Genomic DNA, 17,743 nt, shown 5'->3' with positions numbered 1-17,743 from the left:
CATGCGCTACCTGAAACAACGCCGCGGCGCGTACGCCGCGCATGGCGAGGATCCGCTCGCCGGTGTCGCCAACCTGTTCGACGCCAGCATCGTGTTCATCGTCGCGATGATGCTCGCGCTGTTCTCGGCCTGGAACATGCTCGATCTGCTCGACCCGTCGTCCGAAGTCACGATCGCCAAGAAGGGCGCGGACGGCAAGGTCGAGGTCATGACGAAGAAGGGCGCCGAAATCAAGGTCACGCGCGTGTCCGACAAGCCGCTGTCCGGCGCCGGCAAGCGCCTCGGTACCGCGTACCAGCTGCCGGACGGGAAGGTCGTGTATGTGCCCGAATAAGTTCATCCGACTCGTATTCCTGCTGGCCGCGCTGGCGTTGGGCCCGGCCGCCCATGCCGCGCCGCGCACGCTCGCGCTGCTGCTGGGCGACGTGGAATCGCGCCCCGCCGTGCTGGCCGTGCGCGCGCTGAAAAGCGATCTCGCCGCTGCCGACGTCGCCGTGCGCATCATCCCGTCCAGCGGCATGACCCCGGCCGACCACGCGGCGCTGGCCGGCGCCGACGCCGCCGTCGTCAACGTCAAGGGCAGCCAGCTGCTGCAGCTCGTGCAGCCCGACCTCGAGACGCTGCGGCGCCGCGCGCGGCCCGTGTACGCCGTCGGCGCACAGCCGGACGATGCGCAGCGCGACCTCGGCATCCGCGTGGACGCGGCCATCCTCGCCTTCCACCGCGAGGGCGGCATCGAGAACATGGAAGGCTTGCTGCGGCGCGTGCTGGTGACGGGCTTCGGCGCCCGCGTCGACGTGCCGCCGCTGCGCACGATGCCGGAGGCCGGCCTGTACGACGTCGACGCGCGCCGCGGTGCCGCGTCGTTCGACGACTACGTCGCGCACTACGCGCACCACCGGCCGGGCGCGCCGTGGATCGGCGTGATGTTCTACCGTGCGAGCCTTGTGGCCGGCCAGACCCTGCCGCTGGCGGCGATCGTGCATGCGCTGGAAGGCGCCGGCTATAACGTGCTGCCCGCGTACGGCTACCCGTACGACGTGCCGTTGAAACTGTTCCTTGACGCGGACGGCAACAGCCGCATCGACCTGCTCGTGGCGCTCGGCATGAAGGTCGGCGGCACGGCGGTGACGGGCGCGCTGCTGGACCGGATCGGCGTCCCGGCCATCAACGCCATCACGTTGAGCCAGCACGGCGCGGCGCAGTGGGAAGACTCGAAGGTCGGGCTGGACCTGATGGAGCGCACGTGGCAGATGGCCGGCGCGGAGGTCGCGGGCCTCGTGCAGCCCACCGTCGTCGCGAGCCGCGAAAAAGTCGTCGATGCCGCGACCGGACTCGCGTACGTGGAAGAGCAGCCGATTCCCGAGCGGGTGGCGCGCCTGCGCGCCCGCGTGGACGCCTGGCTCGCGCTGCGCCGCACGCCCAACGCGGACAAGCACGTGGCCATCGTCTACTTCAATTATCCGCACGGCTCGGAGACCATCGGCGCCGCGTACCTGAACGTGCTGCCGGACAGCCTGTGGCAGATCACCGAGCGCCTGCGCGCCGTCGGCTACGCGGCCGATCGGCGGTATCCAGCCACGCCGGCCGCGCTGCAGCGCGAGGTCCAGCAGTGGGGCAATTATCCCGGCAAGACGGGGGCAGATTACCTCGCTGGCCTCGCGCGGCTGGCCGCCAGCGGCGAAGCACTGCTCGTGCCGCTGGCGGATTACCGGCGCTGGTACGACGCGCTGCCCGCCAAGCTGCGCGCGGCCGTCGAGGGCGCGTGGGGCCCGCCGGAGAAATCGCCCGTGCTGTGGAAGGATGCGCGCGGCGTGCCGCATTTCGTGTTCCCGGCGCGCCGCTACGGCAATTTGCTGCTGGCGCCGCAGCCGGGCCGCGCATGGGAACAGAACCTGGCCAAGCTGCACAACGACGTCACGCTGCCGCCGGGCCACGAATACATCGCGTTCTACCTGTGGCTGCAGAATGGCTTCCACGCGAACGCCGTCGTCCACATGGGCACGCACGGCACGCAGGAATGGCTGACCGGGAAGGAGGCGGGCCTGTCCGCCAGCGATCCGACCGAAGCGCTGATCGGCGCCATGCCGAACATCTATCCGTACGTGATGGACGACGTGGGCGAGGGCATCCAGGCCAAGCGGCGCGGCATGGCGACGATCGTCGACCATATGACGCCGCCGTTCGATGCGGCCGGGCTGAATCCCGACCTGCGCGAGCTGGGCGCGCTGCTGAACGACTATCGCGTCGCGGAGCAGAAGAGTCCCATGCTCGTGAAGGCGCACCTGACGGCGCTGAACGCGCTGGCGAAAAAGGCGGGCGTGCTGAAGGACATGGGCAAGACGGCGCTGTCCACCGAGGCCGACATGGAAGCGCTGGAGGAATACCTCGACGACACGGGCAGCAAACTGACGCCGTTCGGCCTGCACACGTTCGGCGTGGCGCCCGCGCCTGACCTGCGCGCCGCCACGGCGCGCGCCGTGGTGAGTCTCGAACCGCATCTCGACGACGCCGGCAAGGCGGCCCGCGCCGCGCAGCTGGAGCGGGACATCGACGCGAGCGCCGCGGCGGAACTGGCGCGCCTGGTCGATGCGCTGGACGGGAAGTTCATCCCGACGGGTCCCAGCGCGGACCTCGTGCGCAACCCGGGCGCGCTGCCCACGGGCCGCAATTTCTTCGGCCTCGACCCGGCGCGCATCCCGGGCCGAGCCGTCTACGAGCAGGGCCGGCAGCTGGCCACCAAGCTCGTCGAGGATTATCGGCGCCGCCACGGCGACTACCCGGACAAGCTGACGATGAACCTGTGGGGCGTGGAGACGCAGCGCCACGAAGGCGTGATGGAAGCGCAGGCGATGGCGCTGATGGGCGTGCGTCCGACGTGGGACGAGCGCGGGCGCGTGACCGGCGTCGAGGCGATCCCGCGCCGCGAACTGGGGCGGCCGCGCGTGGATGTGACGATGGTGTCGTCGGGCCTGTTTCGCGACCTGTTCGGCAACGTGCTGAAACTGCTCGACCAGGCCGCGCAAACGGCGCGCGCGCAGAAGGATGACGAGGACCCGGGCGGCAACGTGCTGGCCGCGCACGCGCGGGCGATGGCGGCGAAGCTGCGGCAGGACGGCGTGCCCGCGGACGAGGCGGAGCGTCTTTCCGGCGTGCGCATCTTCGGCCTGCCGTCCGGCGCGTACGGCACCAACATCGAAAAGCTGCTGCCGCTGTCGAACGTGTGGCAGGACGAACGCCAGGTCGCGGACGTGTTCATCAACCGCATGAGCCACCCGTTCGGCAACGGCTACTGGGGCGACGACGACGGCGATGCGGGACGGCGCCGCGACGTGTTCCGGCTCGCGCTGTCCGGCAGCCGCATCGCGCTGCACAGCCGGTCGAGCAACCTGTTCGCCACGCTCGACAACGACGACTTCTTCCAGTACCTGGGCGGCACGGCGCTGGCGATCCGCAGCGTCGACGGCAGGACGCCCGAGGTGCTCGTGAGCGATCTGTCGAACCCGCGCCGCGCGGGCCACAAGACCCTGAACCAGTACATGGGCCAGGAGATGCAGAGCCGCTACCTGAACCCGCGCTGGGCCGACAAGATGCTGGCCGAGGGCTATTCCGGCGCGCGCTTCATCAACCGCGTCGTCGACTACCTGTGGGCGTGGCAGGTGACGGTGCCGGAAGCCGTCGACGGCGGCACGTGGCAGCGCATGTACGACACGTATGTGGCCGACCGCCACGGCCTCGCCGTGCGCGAGCGCATCGCGCGGGCGGGCAATTTGCGCGCGTGGCAGGCCGTCACGGACCGCATGCTGTCCGCGATCGAGAAGGGCTACTGGAAGCCGGACGACGCGACGCGGCGCCGGCTGCTGGCCGAGAATGCGCGCGCGGTCGCGGAAAGCGGCGCGGCGTGCGGCGCGGATTCGTGCAGCCGCGCGACGTTGACGCTGCAGCCGCTGCTGGCGGGACGGGCGCCGGGCGGGAGCGGGGCGGCGCGTGGTGCGCCCGCCGCACCGGCCGCGGCGGCGCCAGCTTCACCGGCCACGGCGCCGCAACCGGCGGCGGCGGGCAAGGTATCCGGCTTCGAAATGGAAAGCGTCAAGAGCATGACGCCCGTGCAGAAGACGGTCGGCGCGCTGGTCGTGCTGGCGCTGGCGGTGATCGTGATCGGCGGCGGCTACGCGTGGCGCCGCCGCCGTGGCGTGATCACCTTCGGAACGGGTTCCGGTCGTTGAGTTCATCGATGTAATCGTCGATGCCGCCGGCCTCCCGTTCCAGGAAGCGCGCGACGGCGTCAAGGAACGATGGATGTGCGAGCCAGTGCGCGGACCACGTCCGCGTCGGCAGGAACCCGCGCGCCATCTTGTGCTCGCCCTGCGCGCCGCCTTCGAACACCTGGATGCCCTGTTCGATGCAGAATTCCAGCGGCTGGTAATAGGCCGTCTCGAAGTGCAGGCAGGGCACGTGTTCCAGCGCCCCCCAGTAGCGGCCGTACAGGGTGGTCTTGTCGTGCACGACGAGCGACGCCGCGATCGGGTGGCCGTCCCGCGCCGCGATCACGAGCAGCAGGTTGTCCGGCATCGTCTTGCCGATGCGGCGGAAGAAGTCCAGGTTCAAATAGGGCTTCGAGAAGTGTTCCGAATAGGTGTTGCGGTAGCAGCGCGCGAAGAAACGCCATTCCTCGTCCGTGATGTCCGGACCGCGCACGCGGCGCAACGTCACGCCGGCCTCGCGCACTTTTCTCCGCTCGGCGCGGATGTTCTTGCGCTTCTTCTGCTCGAGCGTCGCGAGGAACTCGTCGAACGTGGCGTAGCCCGCATTCATCCAGTGGAACTGCACGCCGCTGCGCAACAGGAAGCCGGCATCGGCGAGCTGCTTCGCCTGCTCGTCCGGCGGGAACAGCACGTGCGTGGACGACACGTCCGTCGCCTTTTGCGTTTTCACGAGCACGTCGACGAGCGCCGCCCGCGCGTCCGCGTCGCGCGCGAGCAGGCGCGGGCCGCTGACGGGCGTGAACGGGATCGCGGACAGCAGCTTCGGGTAATAGTCGAGCCCATGCTCCTGGTAGGCGTTGGCCCAGGCCCAGTCGAACACGTATTCGCCGTACGAATGGCCTTTCACGTACAGGGGCAGGGCGGCGGCCAGGCGCGCATCCTTGTCATACAGGGCAATGTATTGCGGCTGCCAGCCCGTCTCCGGCGTGGCGCTGCCGGATTCGTGCAGGGCGTGCAGGAAGGCAAAGGACAGGAAGGGGTTCGGGGCCTGCTGCCGGGCCACGAGGGCATCCCAGTCCGCCTGCCCGATCTCGGACAGAGAAGAAACGATATGCGTGCGATAATTCAAGATGACTTCCGTGAGCTGTTGAGACCTATGGATAAGCGATTCTTCAACCTGTACTCCCATGATTTCGCGCGCGTCGCCGTCGCCAGCCCGCGCTGCAAGGTGGCGGACCCCGCATTCAATGCGCAGGAAACGATCCGCCTTGCGCGTGAAGCCGCCGAGCATGGCGCCGTGCTGGCCGCCTTCCCCGAACTGGGGCTGTCGGCCTACACATGCGACGATCTGTTCCACCAGCGCGCGCTGCTCGACGCCGTGCTGGACGCGCTGGCCGAGGTGGTCGCGGCCTCAAGCACGCTCCCGCTGGCCGTCGTCGTCGGCGCGCCGCTGCGCGTCAACCACGTGCTGTTCAACTGTGCCGTGGTCGTCGCCGGTGGCCGCATCCTGGGTGTGGTCCCGAAAAGCTACCTGCCCAATTATGGCGAATTTTATGAAAGTCGGCAGTTCAGTCCCGCCGACAACGCGGCCGTCGACCGGATCACCTTGCTGGGCCAGGACGTGCCGTTCGGTCCCGAACAGATCTTCGAGCTCGAGAACCAGCCGCTGTTCCGCTTCCACGTCGAGATCTGCGAAGACGTGTGGGTGCCGGTCCCGCCGTCCTCGTACGCCGCGCTGGCCGGCGCGACGGTGCTGGTGAACCTGTCGGCGTCGAACGTCGTCGTCGGGAAGAGCGGCTACCGGCACCAGCTGGTGTCGCAGCAGTCCGCGCGCTGCCTCGCGGCGTACCTGTACACGTCGGCGGGCCGCGGCGAATCGACGACGGACATGGCGTGGGACGGCCAGTCGCTGATCTACGAAAAGGGCGACAAGCTGGCCGAGTCCGAGCGCTTCCTGGCCGACTCGCACATCATCTTCGGCGACGTCGACCTGGAACGCCTGTCGGTCGACCGCATGCACACGACGACGTTCGCGCAATCCGTGCGCCGCCATGCGCATGAGGTCGAAAAATTCCGCGTGCAGACCTTCGCCGTGCCGCTGCCGCTCGGGAAAGACCTGCCGCTGGCGCGCCTCGTCGAGCGCTTCCCGTACGTACCGGCCGACGGCCGCCGCCGCGACGAGCGCTGCACGGAGGTCTACAACATCCAGGTGCAGGCGCTCGTGCAGCGGCTGCAGTCGTCCGGGCACCAGAAGGTCGTCATCGGCATCTCCGGCGGCCTGGACTCCACGCACGCGCTGCTCGTCTGCGCCAAGGCGCTGGACAAGCTGGGGCTCCCCCGCACGAACATCCTCGCGTACACGATGCCGGGCTTCGCGACGAGCGAGCGCACGCTGCGCCAGGCGCGCGAACTGATGCGCGTCGTCGGCTGCACGGCGCACGAGATCGACATCCGCCCGAGCTGCATCCAGATGCTGAAGGACCTCGGCCATCCGTATGCGGAAGGCGCCGAGCAGTACGACGTCACGTTCGAGAACGTGCAGGCGGGCGAGCGCACCAGCCACCTGTTCCGCCTCGCGAACCACCACCACGCGATCGTGATCGGCACGGGCGATTTGTCCGAACTGGCGCTGGGCTGGTGCACGTATGGCGTGGGCGACCACATGTCGCACTACAACGTCAACGCGAGCGTGCCGAAGACGCTCATTTCCCACCTCGTGCGCTGGGTCGCGGACACGAGGCAGATCGGCGACACGGGCTCCGACGTCCTGATCAACGTGCTGGAGACGGAAATCTCGCCGGAGCTGGTCCCGGGCAAGGTGGGGGAGGCGAACAAGCCGGCGCAGGTGACGGAAGATTTCATCGGGCCGTACGAGCTGCAGGACTTCAACCTGTACTACACTTTGCGCTACGGCTTCGGGCCGGCGAAAGTGGCGTTCCTGTCGTGGAGCGCGTGGCGCGACCGGACGATGGGCCCGTGGCCGGAGGGCGGCAGCCCGGCGCGCAACCAGTACGACCTCGCGGCGATCAAGAAAAACCTCGGCATCTTCCTGTGGCGCTTCTTCAAGACGAGCCAGTTCAAGCGCTCGTGCGTGCCGAACGGGCCGAAGGTCGGCAACGGCGGCTCGCTGTCCCCGCGCGGCGACTGGCGCGCGCCGAGCGACTCGGAAGCGACCGTGTGGATGGACCAGCTGGCGAGGATTCCGGACTGACGGGCGCCATGCGATAATCCCGGGAAATTCTTAGGAGATGAAGATGAAACAGATTACCTGCGTGATCAAGCCGTTCAAACTGGACGAAGTGCGCGAAGCGCTGGCCGAAGTGAACGTCACCGGCCTTACCGTCACGGAAGTGAAGGGCTTCGGCCGCCAGAAGGGCCACACGGAACTGTACCGCGGCGCCGAATACGTGGTCGATTTCCTGCCCAAGGTGAAGATCGAAGTGGTGGTCGACGATGCGCTGACCGAGCAGGTCGTGGATGCGATCATCAAGGCGGCGCGGACCGGCAAGATCGGCGACGGCAAGATCTTCGTGCAGGAAGTGGAGCAGGTGATTCGTATCCGTACGGGCGAGACGGGACCGGACGCCGTATAACGTCGTCCCCGCGAAGGCGGGGACCCATACTGAGGCTCCGGTAATTGGCACAGTGACGCCGCGTTGACCTGATTCTGAGAGTCAGCATGGATTCCCGCCTTCGCGGGAATGACGGTGTTCATGTGTTACGTGGCCTTACCGCCCCACCCGCACATCGAACCTCCACGCCACCAGCCGGAACACGACGATGAACATCGCGCTGGACCACAGCGCGAAATCGTGCGGAAAGCCGTTCATCCCCAGCAGCAGGAACATCCAGTTGCCGAGGAATGCGCAGATCGCGTAGGGCTTGCCGTCCCTGAACACCATCGGCACTTCGTTGCAGACGATGTCGCGCATCACGCCGCCGAAGATCCCCGTGATCACGCCCATCATCGAGGCGATGAACAGTGGCATGTGCGCGTCCAGCGCGGACGACACGCCCGCCACCGAAAACAGCCCCAGGCCGACCGCGTCGGCGATGACGATCAGCCGTTCCGACACGATCTGGCGCAGCGTGCGGATCAGCGGCGTCGCGACGAGGGCCAGCACGAAGATCAGGATCGCGTACTCCTGGTGGATCACCCAGAACAGCGGCCGTTTATCGAGCAGGATGTCGCGCAGGGTGCCGCCGCCGAATGCGGCGATGAAGGCCACCGTGAACACCCCCACCACGTCCATGCGCTTTCTCCGCGCCTCGATGAATCCCGAGAATGCGCCCACCAGGATCGCAACGATTTCAATGACGGTGATGAGGTGCATGCGGGGGGCGATCGTCTCCATGTTGCTAGACTAGCATGCCGGCCCCGGCGGTGTCAGTGTGCGTTCGGTGCCAGCGGCAGGCGGACGGCGAAGATCACCTTGCCGTTCTCGTGGCGATAGTCGATCTCGCCCTCGTGCTCGCGCACGATCTGCTGGGCGATGTACAGGCCGAGCCCCATGCCCGTGCGGTTGCGCGGATTGTTCAGCGAGCTGCGCTTGAACGGGTTGAACAGCGCGGCCTCGGTCTCCGCCGGGATCGGCGCGCCCGCGTTCGCGATTTCCAGCACAGCGAGACCGTCCCGCGGCACGAGGCGGATCGTGATCGGCTGGTTCGGCTCGCCGTGGTGGCGGGCATTGGACAGCAGGTTCGACACCACCTGGCCGAGCCGGCCGCCATCCGCCAGCACGAACGCCGGCCCGACGGTGTGCAAATCGTAGACGATGGTCGGATAGGCGAGGCGCGCTTCCTCGACCATGTCCTCGAGGAGGGCCGCCAGGTCGACGGGCTGCAGGTCGATGCCGAGCGAGAGGCCGCGGTCGATGCGGCTCATGTCCAGCACCTGGCCGATCATGCGCTGCATGCGGTTGCTGGACGACTGGATGCGCTTGCCCAGGGTGCCCTTGTTGCCGGCGCCGTCCGTGCGCTCGAGGACCATGCCCGCCATGTTGATCGAGTTGAGCGGGTCGCGCAGGTCGTGGCCCAGCATGGCGAGCAGTTGCGCGCGCGTGGATTCGGTCTGGGCGCGGCGCGCGTTCGACACGCGCGCCAGTTCGCCCAGCATCATGCGCGCATGCGTGAGGATGCCGTCTTCCCACGGGTGGGCGAGGCCGCGCACCGTCTCGTGCCACGCCTCGAACGAACCGCGCGGCGTCAGGCGCTCGCCCAGCGGGCCGGCCTGGGTCTTGTCCGGCTTGCCGCCCCAGGCCACTTCCTCGATCTGTTCCGTGCGCAGCAGCACGCACCAGCCGCCGCTGGGCGGGTCGAACGGCAGGCCCAGCATGCCGACCCATTTGCCGAGCCGGGCCTGGATCGCGTCCGGCCACTCCTTCACGGATGTCCGGGTGACGACGTCGTGCGGCTCGGCCGGCAGCGACGCGACGATGGCGTCGCCCAGCGCCTGGTCGACGCCGCGGCACACGACGCGCCCGTACTGGCTCACGACGAGCGCCTGCGCATGCGTGGATTCCAGCAGGCCGTCGCCATGCTCGACGAGCGCTTCGAGCGGGTCGTCTTCCAGCAGCAGCGATTCGACGAGGCTCGTGCGCACCTTGGCCGCGTGCTCGACCAGTTCCGCGTCGTCGCGCGCCTCGATGCCCTGCACGGTCGAGGCGATCACCTGCGCGAGCACGTCGGCCGCCATCCGCACGGAGTAGGGCACGCGCTTCGGCGCCATGTGGTGGCACGCGATCAGGCCCCACAGGCGGCCATGAATGACGATCGAGACGCTCATCGACGCGCCCACGCCCATGTTCTGCAGGTACTCCACGTGGACCGGCGACACGCTGCGCAGCACCGCGAAGCTCAGGTCGAGCGGCGCGCTGCCTTCCGCGCCGAGCAGCGGCACGGCGTGGTAGCCGACGTCGGCGATCATGCGCAGGGTGTTCAGCACGTACAGACGGCGCGCCTGCGGCGGGATGTCGCCGGCCGGGTAGCGCTGGCCGAGATAGGGCACGAGGTCGTCGCGGCGTGCCTCGGCCACCACATCGCCCGAATCGTCGCTGCGGAAGCGGTAGGCCATCACGCGGTCGAAGCCCGTGAATTCGCGGATCTGGCGCACGGTGGCCTCCAGCAGGCCGTCGATGCTGCGCTGGCGGCGCAGGCGGTCGATCGACGAGTGCGCCTTGATCGCGAACTGGGCCACTTCCTCCATGCTGGCCTCGCGCGTCTCGAATTCGACGAGCACGCGGTGCATGTGCCCGTGCACGACGCAGTCGTATTCGCGTCCGCCGATGGACAGGGCCGCCACCGTGGCCGGCGCGTCGCCGTCCTCCATCGTGGCCAGGCATTCCTGGATGAGTTCAGTCACCGCCTCCGGCAGCCCGAGCTTGCCGAAGGGTTGTCCCAGCGCGGGCTCGTTGTCCATGACGGTGGCGATGTTGGTGCTCCAGCCTTCGACGAGCCCGGCGTCCGACAGGAAGAGCAGGGCGCCATGCGGCTGGATGAAGCCGGGGATATGGATCGGTTCGTCCGCACAGTTCTGCAGGTCGACCCGCTGGGGCGCTGCCATCGGCACCGGGCTACTGGACTTCACTCGCTCATCCTTATGCTGGCAGCACCACCTCGGCACTACGTCGTAGGCATCTTACCCGTTTCGTCAATTCGGTGCGTATTTTTGACAATAAAACATGCCAATATGGCCATGTTTTAACGGATTTATTCTACGACTTGAAAGTGGGAAAGCGTGCTCAATCGAGCAGTGCGGGGCGCAGGAGGACGATCAATGCGCCATTGCCCCCGTCGGCCCGGTTCGCGACGCAGAACGCGACCACGTCGCCCGTCTGCACGAGCCAGCTGTGGACCATCCCGCGCAGGACCGGTTCGCCGCCGGCCGAACCATAGCCCACGCCGTGGATGATGCGCACGCAGCGGATGCCGCGCCTGGTGGATTTGCGGAGATAGGCGTCGACGTGGCGGCGCGCCAGGTCGCGTGTGAGGCCGTGCAGGTCCAGCTCGTCCTCGACGGGCCAGTGGCGCTTGCGCAGCTTTTTCACCACGTCCGGGCCGACGCCCGGCGCCGACCAGCTGAGGGACGGATCTTCGTCGAGCAGGCCGTCCACGTCGAACTGGTCGGACAGCATCGACTCGCGCAGCACGGCGGCCGTTTCTTCTTCCAGGGTGCGGGGACGCGTGGGCAGGGGCTGGCCGCGCGTTTCGAATTCGTGCATCGGGCGCCACACGTAGCGGTCCGACTCGGGCATCTTGACGACGTCCGTGACGGCCGTGCGGAATTCGACGGCGTGCTCGCGCGCGATGCGCTCGCGCTTTTCCCGCTCGGCCTTTTCGATGGCGCGCAGCCTTTCGTCTTCCTTGAGCTTGTCGCGCAGGGATTTCAGTTCAGCGAAGTCCTTCATCGCCATAAAACCTCATCTAGATTCGCCGGGTTGCCCCCGGCAACCCGGCGTTACTCCAGGGCTTCAAGGTAACGCTGGGCATCCAGCGCGGCCATGCAGCCCGAACCCGACGACGTGATCGCCTGGCGGTACACGTGGTCCTGCACGTCGCCGGCCGCGAACACGCCCGGGACGTTGGTCGCGGTGGCCATGCCTTCGCTGCCGCCGCGGGTCTTGATATAGCCGTTGTGCATGTCGATCTGGCCTTCGAAGATGCCCGTGTTCGGCTTGTGGCCGATCGCCACGAACAGGCCGTGCACCTTGAGCTCCTTGGTCGAACCGCCGTCCGTCGATTTCAGCTGCAGGCCGGTCACACCGCTCTGGTCGCCCTTGACCTCGTCCAGCGTCTGGTTCAGTTCCAGCACGATCTTGCCTTCTGCGACCTTGGCCATGAGGCGGTCGACCAGGATCGGCTCGGCGCGGAACTTGTCGCGGCGGTGGATCAGCGTGACCTTCGTCGCGATGTTCGACAGGTACAGCGCTTCCTCGACCGCGGTGTTGCCGCCGCCGATCACCGCCACTTCCTGGTTGCGGTAGAAGAAGCCGTCGCACGTGGCGCAGGCGGACACGCCCTTGCCCATGAATTCCTGTTCGCTGGGCAGGCCGAGGTATTGCGCGGAGGCGCCGGTCGCGATGATCAGCGCGTCGCACGTGAACTCGTGCGAGTCGCCCACCAGGCGGATCGGCTTCTCGTTCAGGTAGGTCGTGTGGATATGGTCGAACACGATCTCGGTATTGAAGCGCTCGGCGTGCTGCAGCAGGCGCTGCATCAGTTCCGGACCTTGCACGCCCAGCGGGTCGCCCGGCCAGTTCTCGACGTCGGTCGTCGTCATCAGTTGACCACCCTGCTCGACACCGGTCACCAGCATCGGACTGAGATTGGCGCGCGCGGCGTACACGGCAGCGCTGTAACCGGCTGGGCCGGAACCGAGGATCAGGACTTTGGCATGTTTGCGAGTGGTCATGTGTGAACTTCTTCTATTGGATGATGCCCGGAAAGTGGGGCCGGGCAGTGCGGGAATCAAGAGGCGTCGAACCCGGGATTATAGTCGATGATGCAAACAAGCATGAATCGTGGGGCCAACGCGGCGCTATATCGCTTAGAATGTTCATCTTCGGGGAATTGTTACCCGGCAGTACCGTTTCACACCGCAATGAGCAAGAATAGTCCATCGACAAGCACGACCTATACTCACAAGCCGCGACCGCCCCGCCAGCCGCTGCCGAACCGGCTCGTGCGGCTGTTGTCGGAGGCGCGCTGGCTGGCCACGGCCGTCGCGTTGTTGTATTTCGTCCTCATTTTGCTCAGCTATAACAAGGCCGATCCGGGCTGGTCGCACGAGAACGCGGTCGCCCACGTCGCCAACCTGGGCGGCCGCGCCGGCGCCTGGATGGCCGACTTATTGTTATTCATCTTCGGCTTTTCCGCCTGGTGGCTGTGCGTCTGCTTTACGCGCGCCGTGTGGAAGGGCTATCGGCGGCTGCACACGCGGTTCATCGTCCAGGAAGCGGAGCAGGAGCCCGAGCACCAGGGCGAGACCCTGATCCGCTGGATCGGTTTCGTGCTGATGTTCGCCGGCAGCGTGGGATTGGAATACCTGCGCATGTGGTCGCTGAAAGTCGAGTTGCCGCGCGCGGCCGGCGGCGTGCTCGGCCAACTGATCGGCCATTCCGCCCACACCGCGTTCGGCTTCACGGGCGCGACCTTGCTCCTGCTGCTGCTGTTCGGCCTCGGTTTTTCCTGGTATTTCCAGGTGTCGTGGCTGGCCGTCGCCGAGCGCATCGGCGAATCCGTCGAGACGACGTGGGACTGGTTCCGCCTGCGCTACGAAGACCGCGAAGACCGCCGCTACGGCGAAGTGGCGGCGCACAAGCGCGACGAGGTCGTCGTGCACGAGCGCGCCAAGTACGTGGAAAAACATGCCGGTTCGCCGGTCCGCATCGAGACGCCGCGCGACGACGAGTTCGACGATCCACAGGACGCCGCGCCGCCGGCGCCGGGCTTCCTCGCGAAGATGAAGGCGAAGGTGAAGGCGCGCGGCGACGCGAAGCTGGCACGCGCCCGCGCCGAGCCGCAGATCGACGATGCGGAGGCGCCGCCGGCGGCAGGCGCGTTCGAACCGTCGTTCGACGAGCCGGATGACGCGCCCGTCGCGCCGCGCGCACCCGCGAAGCCGACCGCGCCGCTGCCGCCGGCATCCGCGCCGAATCCGTCGCCGATCAAGATCGAACCGGCGATGACGAGCGTGCCGCGTTCCGAGCGCGCCGAAAAGGAACGCCAGTCGCACCTGTTCGAGGTCCATGGCGACAGCACGCTGCCGCCGCTGGCGCTGCTGGACGAGGCGCCGCCCGTCCAGGAATCCGTCGCCGTCGACACGCTGGAATTCACGAGCCGCCTGATCGAGAAGAAGCTGTCCGACTTCGGCGTCGAGGCGAAGGTCGTGGCCGCGTATCCGGGCCCGGTCGTCACCCGCTACGAAATCGAGCCGGCGACGGGCGTGAAGGGCAGCCAGATCGTCAACCTGGCGCGCGACCTGGCGCGTTCGCTGTCGCTGACGTCGATCCGCGTCGTCGAGACGATCCCCGGCAAGAACTACATGGCGCTCGAGCTGCCGAATCCGAAGCGCCAGATCGTGCGCCTGACGGAAATCCTCGGCTCGAAAGTCTATGGCGACAGCGCATCCAGCCTGACGGTCGCGCTGGGCAAGGACATCGCCGGCAAGCCGGTCGTCGCCGACCTCGCGAAGATGCCGCACCTGCTGGTGGCGGGTACGACCGGTTCCGGTAAATCCGTCGGCATCAACGCGACGATCCTGTCGCTGCTCTATAAAGCCGATCCGGCCGACGTGCGCCTGATCCTGATCGACCCGAAGATGCTGGAGATGTCGGTGTACGAAGGTATTCCGCACCTGCTGGCGCCGGTCGTGACGGACATGCGCCAGGCCGGCCACGCGCTGAACTGGGCCGTGAACGAGATGGAGCGGCGCTATAAACTGATGTCGAAGCTGGGCGTGCGCAACCTGGCCGGCTACAACGGCAAGATCGCGGAAGCGGCCAAGCGCGAGGAACACATCCCGAATCCGTTCTCGCTGACGCCGGACGCACCGGAACCGCTGGATAAACTGCCGACGATCGTCATCATCATCGACGAGCTCGCCGACCTGATGATGGTGGTCGGCAAGAAGGTCGAGGAGCTGATTGCCCGTATCGCCCAGAAGGCGCGCGCGGCCGGCATCCACTTGATTCTCGCGACGCAGCGCCCGTCCGTGGACGTCATCACGGGCCTGATCAAGGCGAACATCCCGACGCGTATCGCGTTCCAGGTGTCGTCCAAGATCGACTCGCGCACCATCCTCGACCAGATGGGCGCGGAGACGCTGCTGGGCATGGGCGACATGCTGTACATGCCGCCGGGCACGGGCCTGCCGATCCGCGTGCACGGCGCCTTTGTCTCGGACGACGAAGTGCATCGAGTTGTAAAACATCTCCAGTCCACGGGCGAACCGAATTACATTGAGGGCATCCTCGAAGGCGGCGTGGCTGAGGATGGCGGCGGCGCCGACGGCGTGCCGGCCGGCGAAGGCGGCGGCGAGTCCGACGCGATGTACGACCAGGCCGTGGCCGTGGTGCTGAAGAACCGCCGCGCGTCGATCTCGCTGGTGCAGCGCCACCTGCGCATCGGCTACAACCGCGCCGCGCGCCTGCTCGAGCAGATGGAGCAAAGCGGCATCGTGTCGCCGATGCAATCGAACGGCAACCGGGACATCCTGGTGCCGGCAACGAACGCGGAATGAGAATGCTGAAAACTACACTGATTGCTACGACCTTTTTGATCGCGGGCGCGGCCCACGCCGCTGCCCTGGACCAGTTCAAATCCTTCGTCGCCGGCACCAGGTCCGCCCGCGGCGAATTCACGCAGACGCAGGTCCTGAAGACCAAGACCGGCAAGGTCTCGAGCGGCACCTTCGTGTTCGCGCGCCCCGGCAAATTCATCTGGACGTACCAGAAGCCGTACGAGCAACTGCTGCAGGCCGACGGCGAGACGCTGTACCTGTACGACAAGGACCTGAACCAGGTCACGACGCGCAAGCTGGGCGGCGCGCTGGGCAGTTCGCCGGCCGCGATCCTGTTCGGCAGCAACGACCTGGAAAAGAATTTTACGCTGGCCGAAGCGGGCACGCACGACGGCCTGGAATGGCTGAACGCGACGCCGAAGTCGAAGGACACGACGTTCGAACAGATCGGCATCGGCCTCAAGGACGGCTTCCCGCAGGCGATGGAGTTGAAGGACAATTTCGGCCAGACGGTGATGCTGAAATTCACGAACGTCCAGCGCAACCCGGCGCTCGGCGCGCAGGCGTTCAAGTTCGACGTGCCGAAAGGCGCGGAGGTCGTTAATCAATAGACCCCTTGCAGTAAGCCGCTTGCGCTTTCGACGCGCCGGCCATACATAGGCAATATGAACAAGAATAACGCAGCCCATGGATGACCTTTTCAAGACCGAACCCGCCGCCCCGCTGGCGGAAAGCCTGCGCCCGAAGACGATTGCCGAGGTGATCGGCCAGAGCCATTTGCTGGGCGAGGGCAAGCCATTGAATCTCGTGTTCAAGTCGGGGCGTCCGCATTCGATGATCCTGTGGGGCCCGCCGGGCGTCGGCAAGACCACGCTGGCGCGCCTCACGGCGAACGCGTTCGACTGCGAATTCATCGCGCTGTCCGCGGTGCTGTCGGGCGTGAAGGACATCCGCGCCGCCATCGAACAGGCCGAGCACTACCTGGCGTCCGGCCACCACACGATCCTGTTCATCGACGAGATCCACCGCTTCAACAAGTCGCAGCAGGACGCGCTGCTGCCGTTCGTCGAATCCGGCCTCGTCACGCTGATCGGCGCGACGACGGAAAACCCGTCGTTCGAAGTCAACTCGGCACTGCTGTCGCGCTCGCAGGTGTACGTGCTGAAGGCGCTGAATGACGACGAGATGCGCCAGTTGCTGGAACGTGCGCGCCAACAGGGCGGCCTGGCGCACCTGCAGTTCGACGATGTCGCCGTCCAGACGCTGATCGGCTACGCGGACGGCGACGCCCGCCGCTTCCTGAACCTGCTGGAGCAGACGAAGACGTCGGCCGACACGGCGCAGACGGCGCACATCACGCGCGAATTCGTCGAGAACGCGCTCACCTTGAACGCGCGCCGCTTCGACAAGGGCGGCGACAATTTCTACGACCAGATCTCGGCCCTGCACAAATCCGTGCGCGGTTCGCATCCGGACGCCGCGCTGTACTGGCTGTGCCGCATGCTGGACGGCGGCGCCGATCCGAAATACCTGGGGCGGCGCATCGTCCGGATGGCGTGGGAAGACATCGGCATCGCCGACCCGCGCGCGATCCAGCTCGCCAACGATGCGGTCGAGACGTTCGAGCGCCTCGGGTCGCCGGAGGGCGAGCTCGCGCTGGGCCAGGCCGTCATCTACCTCGCCATCGCCGCCAAGAGCAATGCCGGCTACAACGCGTTCAATGCGGCGATGGCGTTCGTGCGGAAAGATAAATCGCGCGAGGTCCCGGTCCATTTGCGCAATGCGCCGACCAAGCTCATGAAGGAACTTGGCTACGGCCACGACTACCGCTACGCCCACGACGAACCGCATGCGTATGCGGCCGGCGAGACGTATTTGCCGGATGGTATGCCGGAGCCGGGCTGGTACCAGCCGGTGCCGCGCGGGATCGAGGCGAAGATCGCGGAAAAGCTGGCCTGGCTGCGCAGCCTGGACGACGACGCCCGCGCCGGCTGATTACAACCCGCGCCGCGGCTGGCCGCCCGTGCCGCCATCGTCGCGCGCGCCGCGCCGGCGCAGCACCGTCAACTGGCCGTCCGGCTCCAGCCAGGCGCGCCGGACCTGGGCGATGTCCTCGACTTCGTGCTCGTGCAGCATCGCCCGCAAGTCCTCATCGCTGATCAGCTCGCGGCGCAGGGCGGCATCCTGTTTCACCCCGTCCTTGATGATGCAGATCGGCGGCGCCAGGGCGAAACGGCGGAACCGGGGAAAGCGGAAACTCAGCCAGTTCAGGCCATAGCTCCAGCCGATGATGGTGCCG

Annotated in this window: 13 protein-coding genes; 7 read left to right on the top strand and 6 right to left on the bottom strand. The window is 67.1% G+C overall.

From position 1 onward, the window contains the following. The first annotated feature begins 1 nt into the window (after position 1). Positions 2-334 (top strand): DUF2149 domain-containing protein, encoded by a 333-nt coding sequence (locus ACEN9H_RS20500; RefSeq protein WP_371766262.1) that lies wholly within the window; start codon positions 2-4, stop codon positions 332-334. Further along, a complete protein-coding gene (locus tag ACEN9H_RS20495) occupies positions 321-4,226 on the top strand; it encodes a cobaltochelatase subunit CobN (RefSeq protein ID WP_413671885.1) in 3,906 nt (1,301 codons plus the stop codon). Before ACEN9H_RS20500 ends, ACEN9H_RS20495 begins: the two co-directional genes overlap by 14 nt. Here ACEN9H_RS20495 and ACEN9H_RS20490 read toward each other — a convergent pair. After that, positions 4,198-5,334, bottom strand: a complete 1,137-nt coding sequence (locus ACEN9H_RS20490) for a GNAT family N-acetyltransferase (protein WP_413671884.1) — start codon at positions 5,332-5,334, stop codon at positions 4,198-4,200. The two genes, ACEN9H_RS20495 and ACEN9H_RS20490, sit on opposite strands and share 29 nt — an antisense overlap. 27 nt (positions 5,335-5,361) lie before the next feature. Between ACEN9H_RS20490 and ACEN9H_RS20485 the strand changes: the two genes are divergently transcribed. Both ACEN9H_RS20485 and ACEN9H_RS20480 read left to right on the top strand, forming a co-directional pair. Then, a complete protein-coding gene (locus tag ACEN9H_RS20485) occupies positions 5,362-7,416 on the top strand; it encodes an NAD(+) synthase (RefSeq protein ID WP_413671883.1) in 2,055 nt (684 codons plus the stop codon). A gap of 43 nt (positions 7,417-7,459) precedes the next feature. Beyond that, positions 7,460-7,798, top strand: coding sequence for a P-II family nitrogen regulator (locus ACEN9H_RS20480; RefSeq protein WP_036236923.1), 339 nt, complete (start codon positions 7,460-7,462; stop codon positions 7,796-7,798). Positions 7,799-7,933: 135 nt separating this feature from the next. On the opposite strand, the gene ACEN9H_RS20475 is transcribed toward ACEN9H_RS20480, so the two are convergent. The 4 genes from ACEN9H_RS20475 to trxB all read right to left on the bottom strand — a co-directional run bounded on the left by ACEN9H_RS20475 (position 7,934) and on the right by trxB (position 12,615). Beyond that, positions 7,934-8,539 (bottom strand): trimeric intracellular cation channel family protein, encoded by a 606-nt coding sequence (locus ACEN9H_RS20475; protein ID WP_056127730.1) that lies wholly within the window; start codon positions 8,537-8,539, stop codon positions 7,934-7,936. A gap of 53 nt (positions 8,540-8,592) precedes the next feature. Beyond that, a complete protein-coding gene (locus ACEN9H_RS20470) occupies positions 8,593-10,791 on the bottom strand; it encodes an ATP-binding protein (protein WP_413671882.1) in 2,199 nt (732 codons plus the stop codon). Between the two features lie 154 nt (positions 10,792-10,945). Further along, a complete protein-coding gene (locus tag ACEN9H_RS20465; RefSeq protein ID WP_413340744.1) occupies positions 10,946-11,611 on the bottom strand; it encodes a Smr/MutS family protein in 666 nt (221 codons plus the stop codon). 50 nt (positions 11,612-11,661) lie between these two features. Further along, positions 11,662-12,615 (bottom strand): thioredoxin-disulfide reductase, encoded by a 954-nt coding sequence (gene trxB, locus ACEN9H_RS20460; RefSeq protein WP_413345516.1) that lies wholly within the window; start codon positions 12,613-12,615, stop codon positions 11,662-11,664. A gap of 189 nt (positions 12,616-12,804) precedes the next feature. Here trxB and ACEN9H_RS20455 point away from each other — a divergent pair, with 189 nt between their 5' ends. The 3 genes from ACEN9H_RS20455 (at position 12,805) to ACEN9H_RS20445 (ending at position 17,439) form a co-directional block, all read left to right on the top strand. Then, complete coding sequence (locus tag ACEN9H_RS20455) at positions 12,805-15,444, top strand: DNA translocase FtsK (RefSeq protein ID WP_413671881.1); 2,640 nt, start codon at positions 12,805-12,807, stop codon at positions 15,442-15,444. A gap of 2 nt (positions 15,445-15,446) precedes the next feature. Then, positions 15,447-16,055: an outer membrane lipoprotein chaperone LolA gene (gene lolA / locus ACEN9H_RS20450; RefSeq protein ID WP_413671880.1), complete on the top strand. Its 609-nt coding sequence runs from the start codon at positions 15,447-15,449 to the stop codon at positions 16,053-16,055. 76 nt (positions 16,056-16,131) lie between these two features. Then, on the top strand, positions 16,132-17,439 hold the full coding sequence (locus ACEN9H_RS20445; RefSeq protein ID WP_056127748.1) for a replication-associated recombination protein A: 1,308 nt from the start codon (positions 16,132-16,134) through the stop codon (positions 17,437-17,439). Here ACEN9H_RS20445 and ACEN9H_RS20440 read toward each other — a convergent pair whose 3' ends face one another. Beyond that, the gene (locus ACEN9H_RS20440; RefSeq protein WP_413675611.1) at positions 17,440-17,706 is read right to left on the bottom strand and encodes a YetF domain-containing protein; all 267 of its coding nucleotides are present in this window, start codon (positions 17,704-17,706) and stop codon (positions 17,440-17,442) included. It abuts the gene before it with no gap. Between the last annotated feature and the right edge of the window lie 37 nt (positions 17,707-17,743).

The organism is Massilia cellulosiltytica (assembly GCF_047325105.1).
In the GTDB taxonomy this organism is placed as follows: domain Bacteria; phylum Pseudomonadota; class Gammaproteobacteria; order Burkholderiales; family Burkholderiaceae_D; genus Telluria; species Telluria orientalis.
This window is presented reverse-complemented; position numbering and strand designations above follow the sequence as displayed.

What these genes read in the sequence shown, in the direction of transcription:
- ACEN9H_RS20500 (WP_371766262.1), top strand. Translation starts at nt 2, where the DNA reads ATGCGCTACCTGAAACAACGCCGCGGCGCGTACGCCGCGCATGGCGAG.
- ACEN9H_RS20495 (WP_413671885.1), top strand. Translation starts at nt 321, where the DNA reads ATGTGCCCGAATAAGTTCATCCGACTCGTATTCCTGCTGGCCGCGCTG.
- ACEN9H_RS20485 (WP_413671883.1), top strand. Translation starts at nt 5,362, where the DNA reads ATGGATAAGCGATTCTTCAACCTGTACTCCCATGATTTCGCGCGCGTC.
- ACEN9H_RS20480 (WP_036236923.1), top strand. Translation starts at nt 7,460, where the DNA reads ATGAAACAGATTACCTGCGTGATCAAGCCGTTCAAACTGGACGAAGTG.
- ACEN9H_RS20475 (WP_056127730.1), bottom strand. Translation starts at nt 8,539, where the DNA reads ATGCACCTCATCACCGTCATTGAAATCGTTGCGATCCTGGTGGGCGCA.
- ACEN9H_RS20465 (WP_413340744.1), bottom strand. Translation starts at nt 11,611, where the DNA reads ATGAAGGACTTCGCTGAACTGAAATCCCTGCGCGACAAGCTCAAGGAA.
- trxB (WP_413345516.1), bottom strand. Translation starts at nt 12,615, where the DNA reads ATGACCACTCGCAAACATGCCAAAGTCCTGATCCTCGGTTCCGGCCCA.
- ACEN9H_RS20455 (WP_413671881.1), top strand. Translation starts at nt 12,805, where the DNA reads ATGAGCAAGAATAGTCCATCGACAAGCACGACCTATACTCACAAGCCG.
- lolA (WP_413671880.1), top strand. Translation starts at nt 15,447, where the DNA reads ATGCTGAAAACTACACTGATTGCTACGACCTTTTTGATCGCGGGCGCG.
- ACEN9H_RS20445 (WP_056127748.1), top strand. Translation starts at nt 16,132, where the DNA reads ATGGATGACCTTTTCAAGACCGAACCCGCCGCCCCGCTGGCGGAAAGC.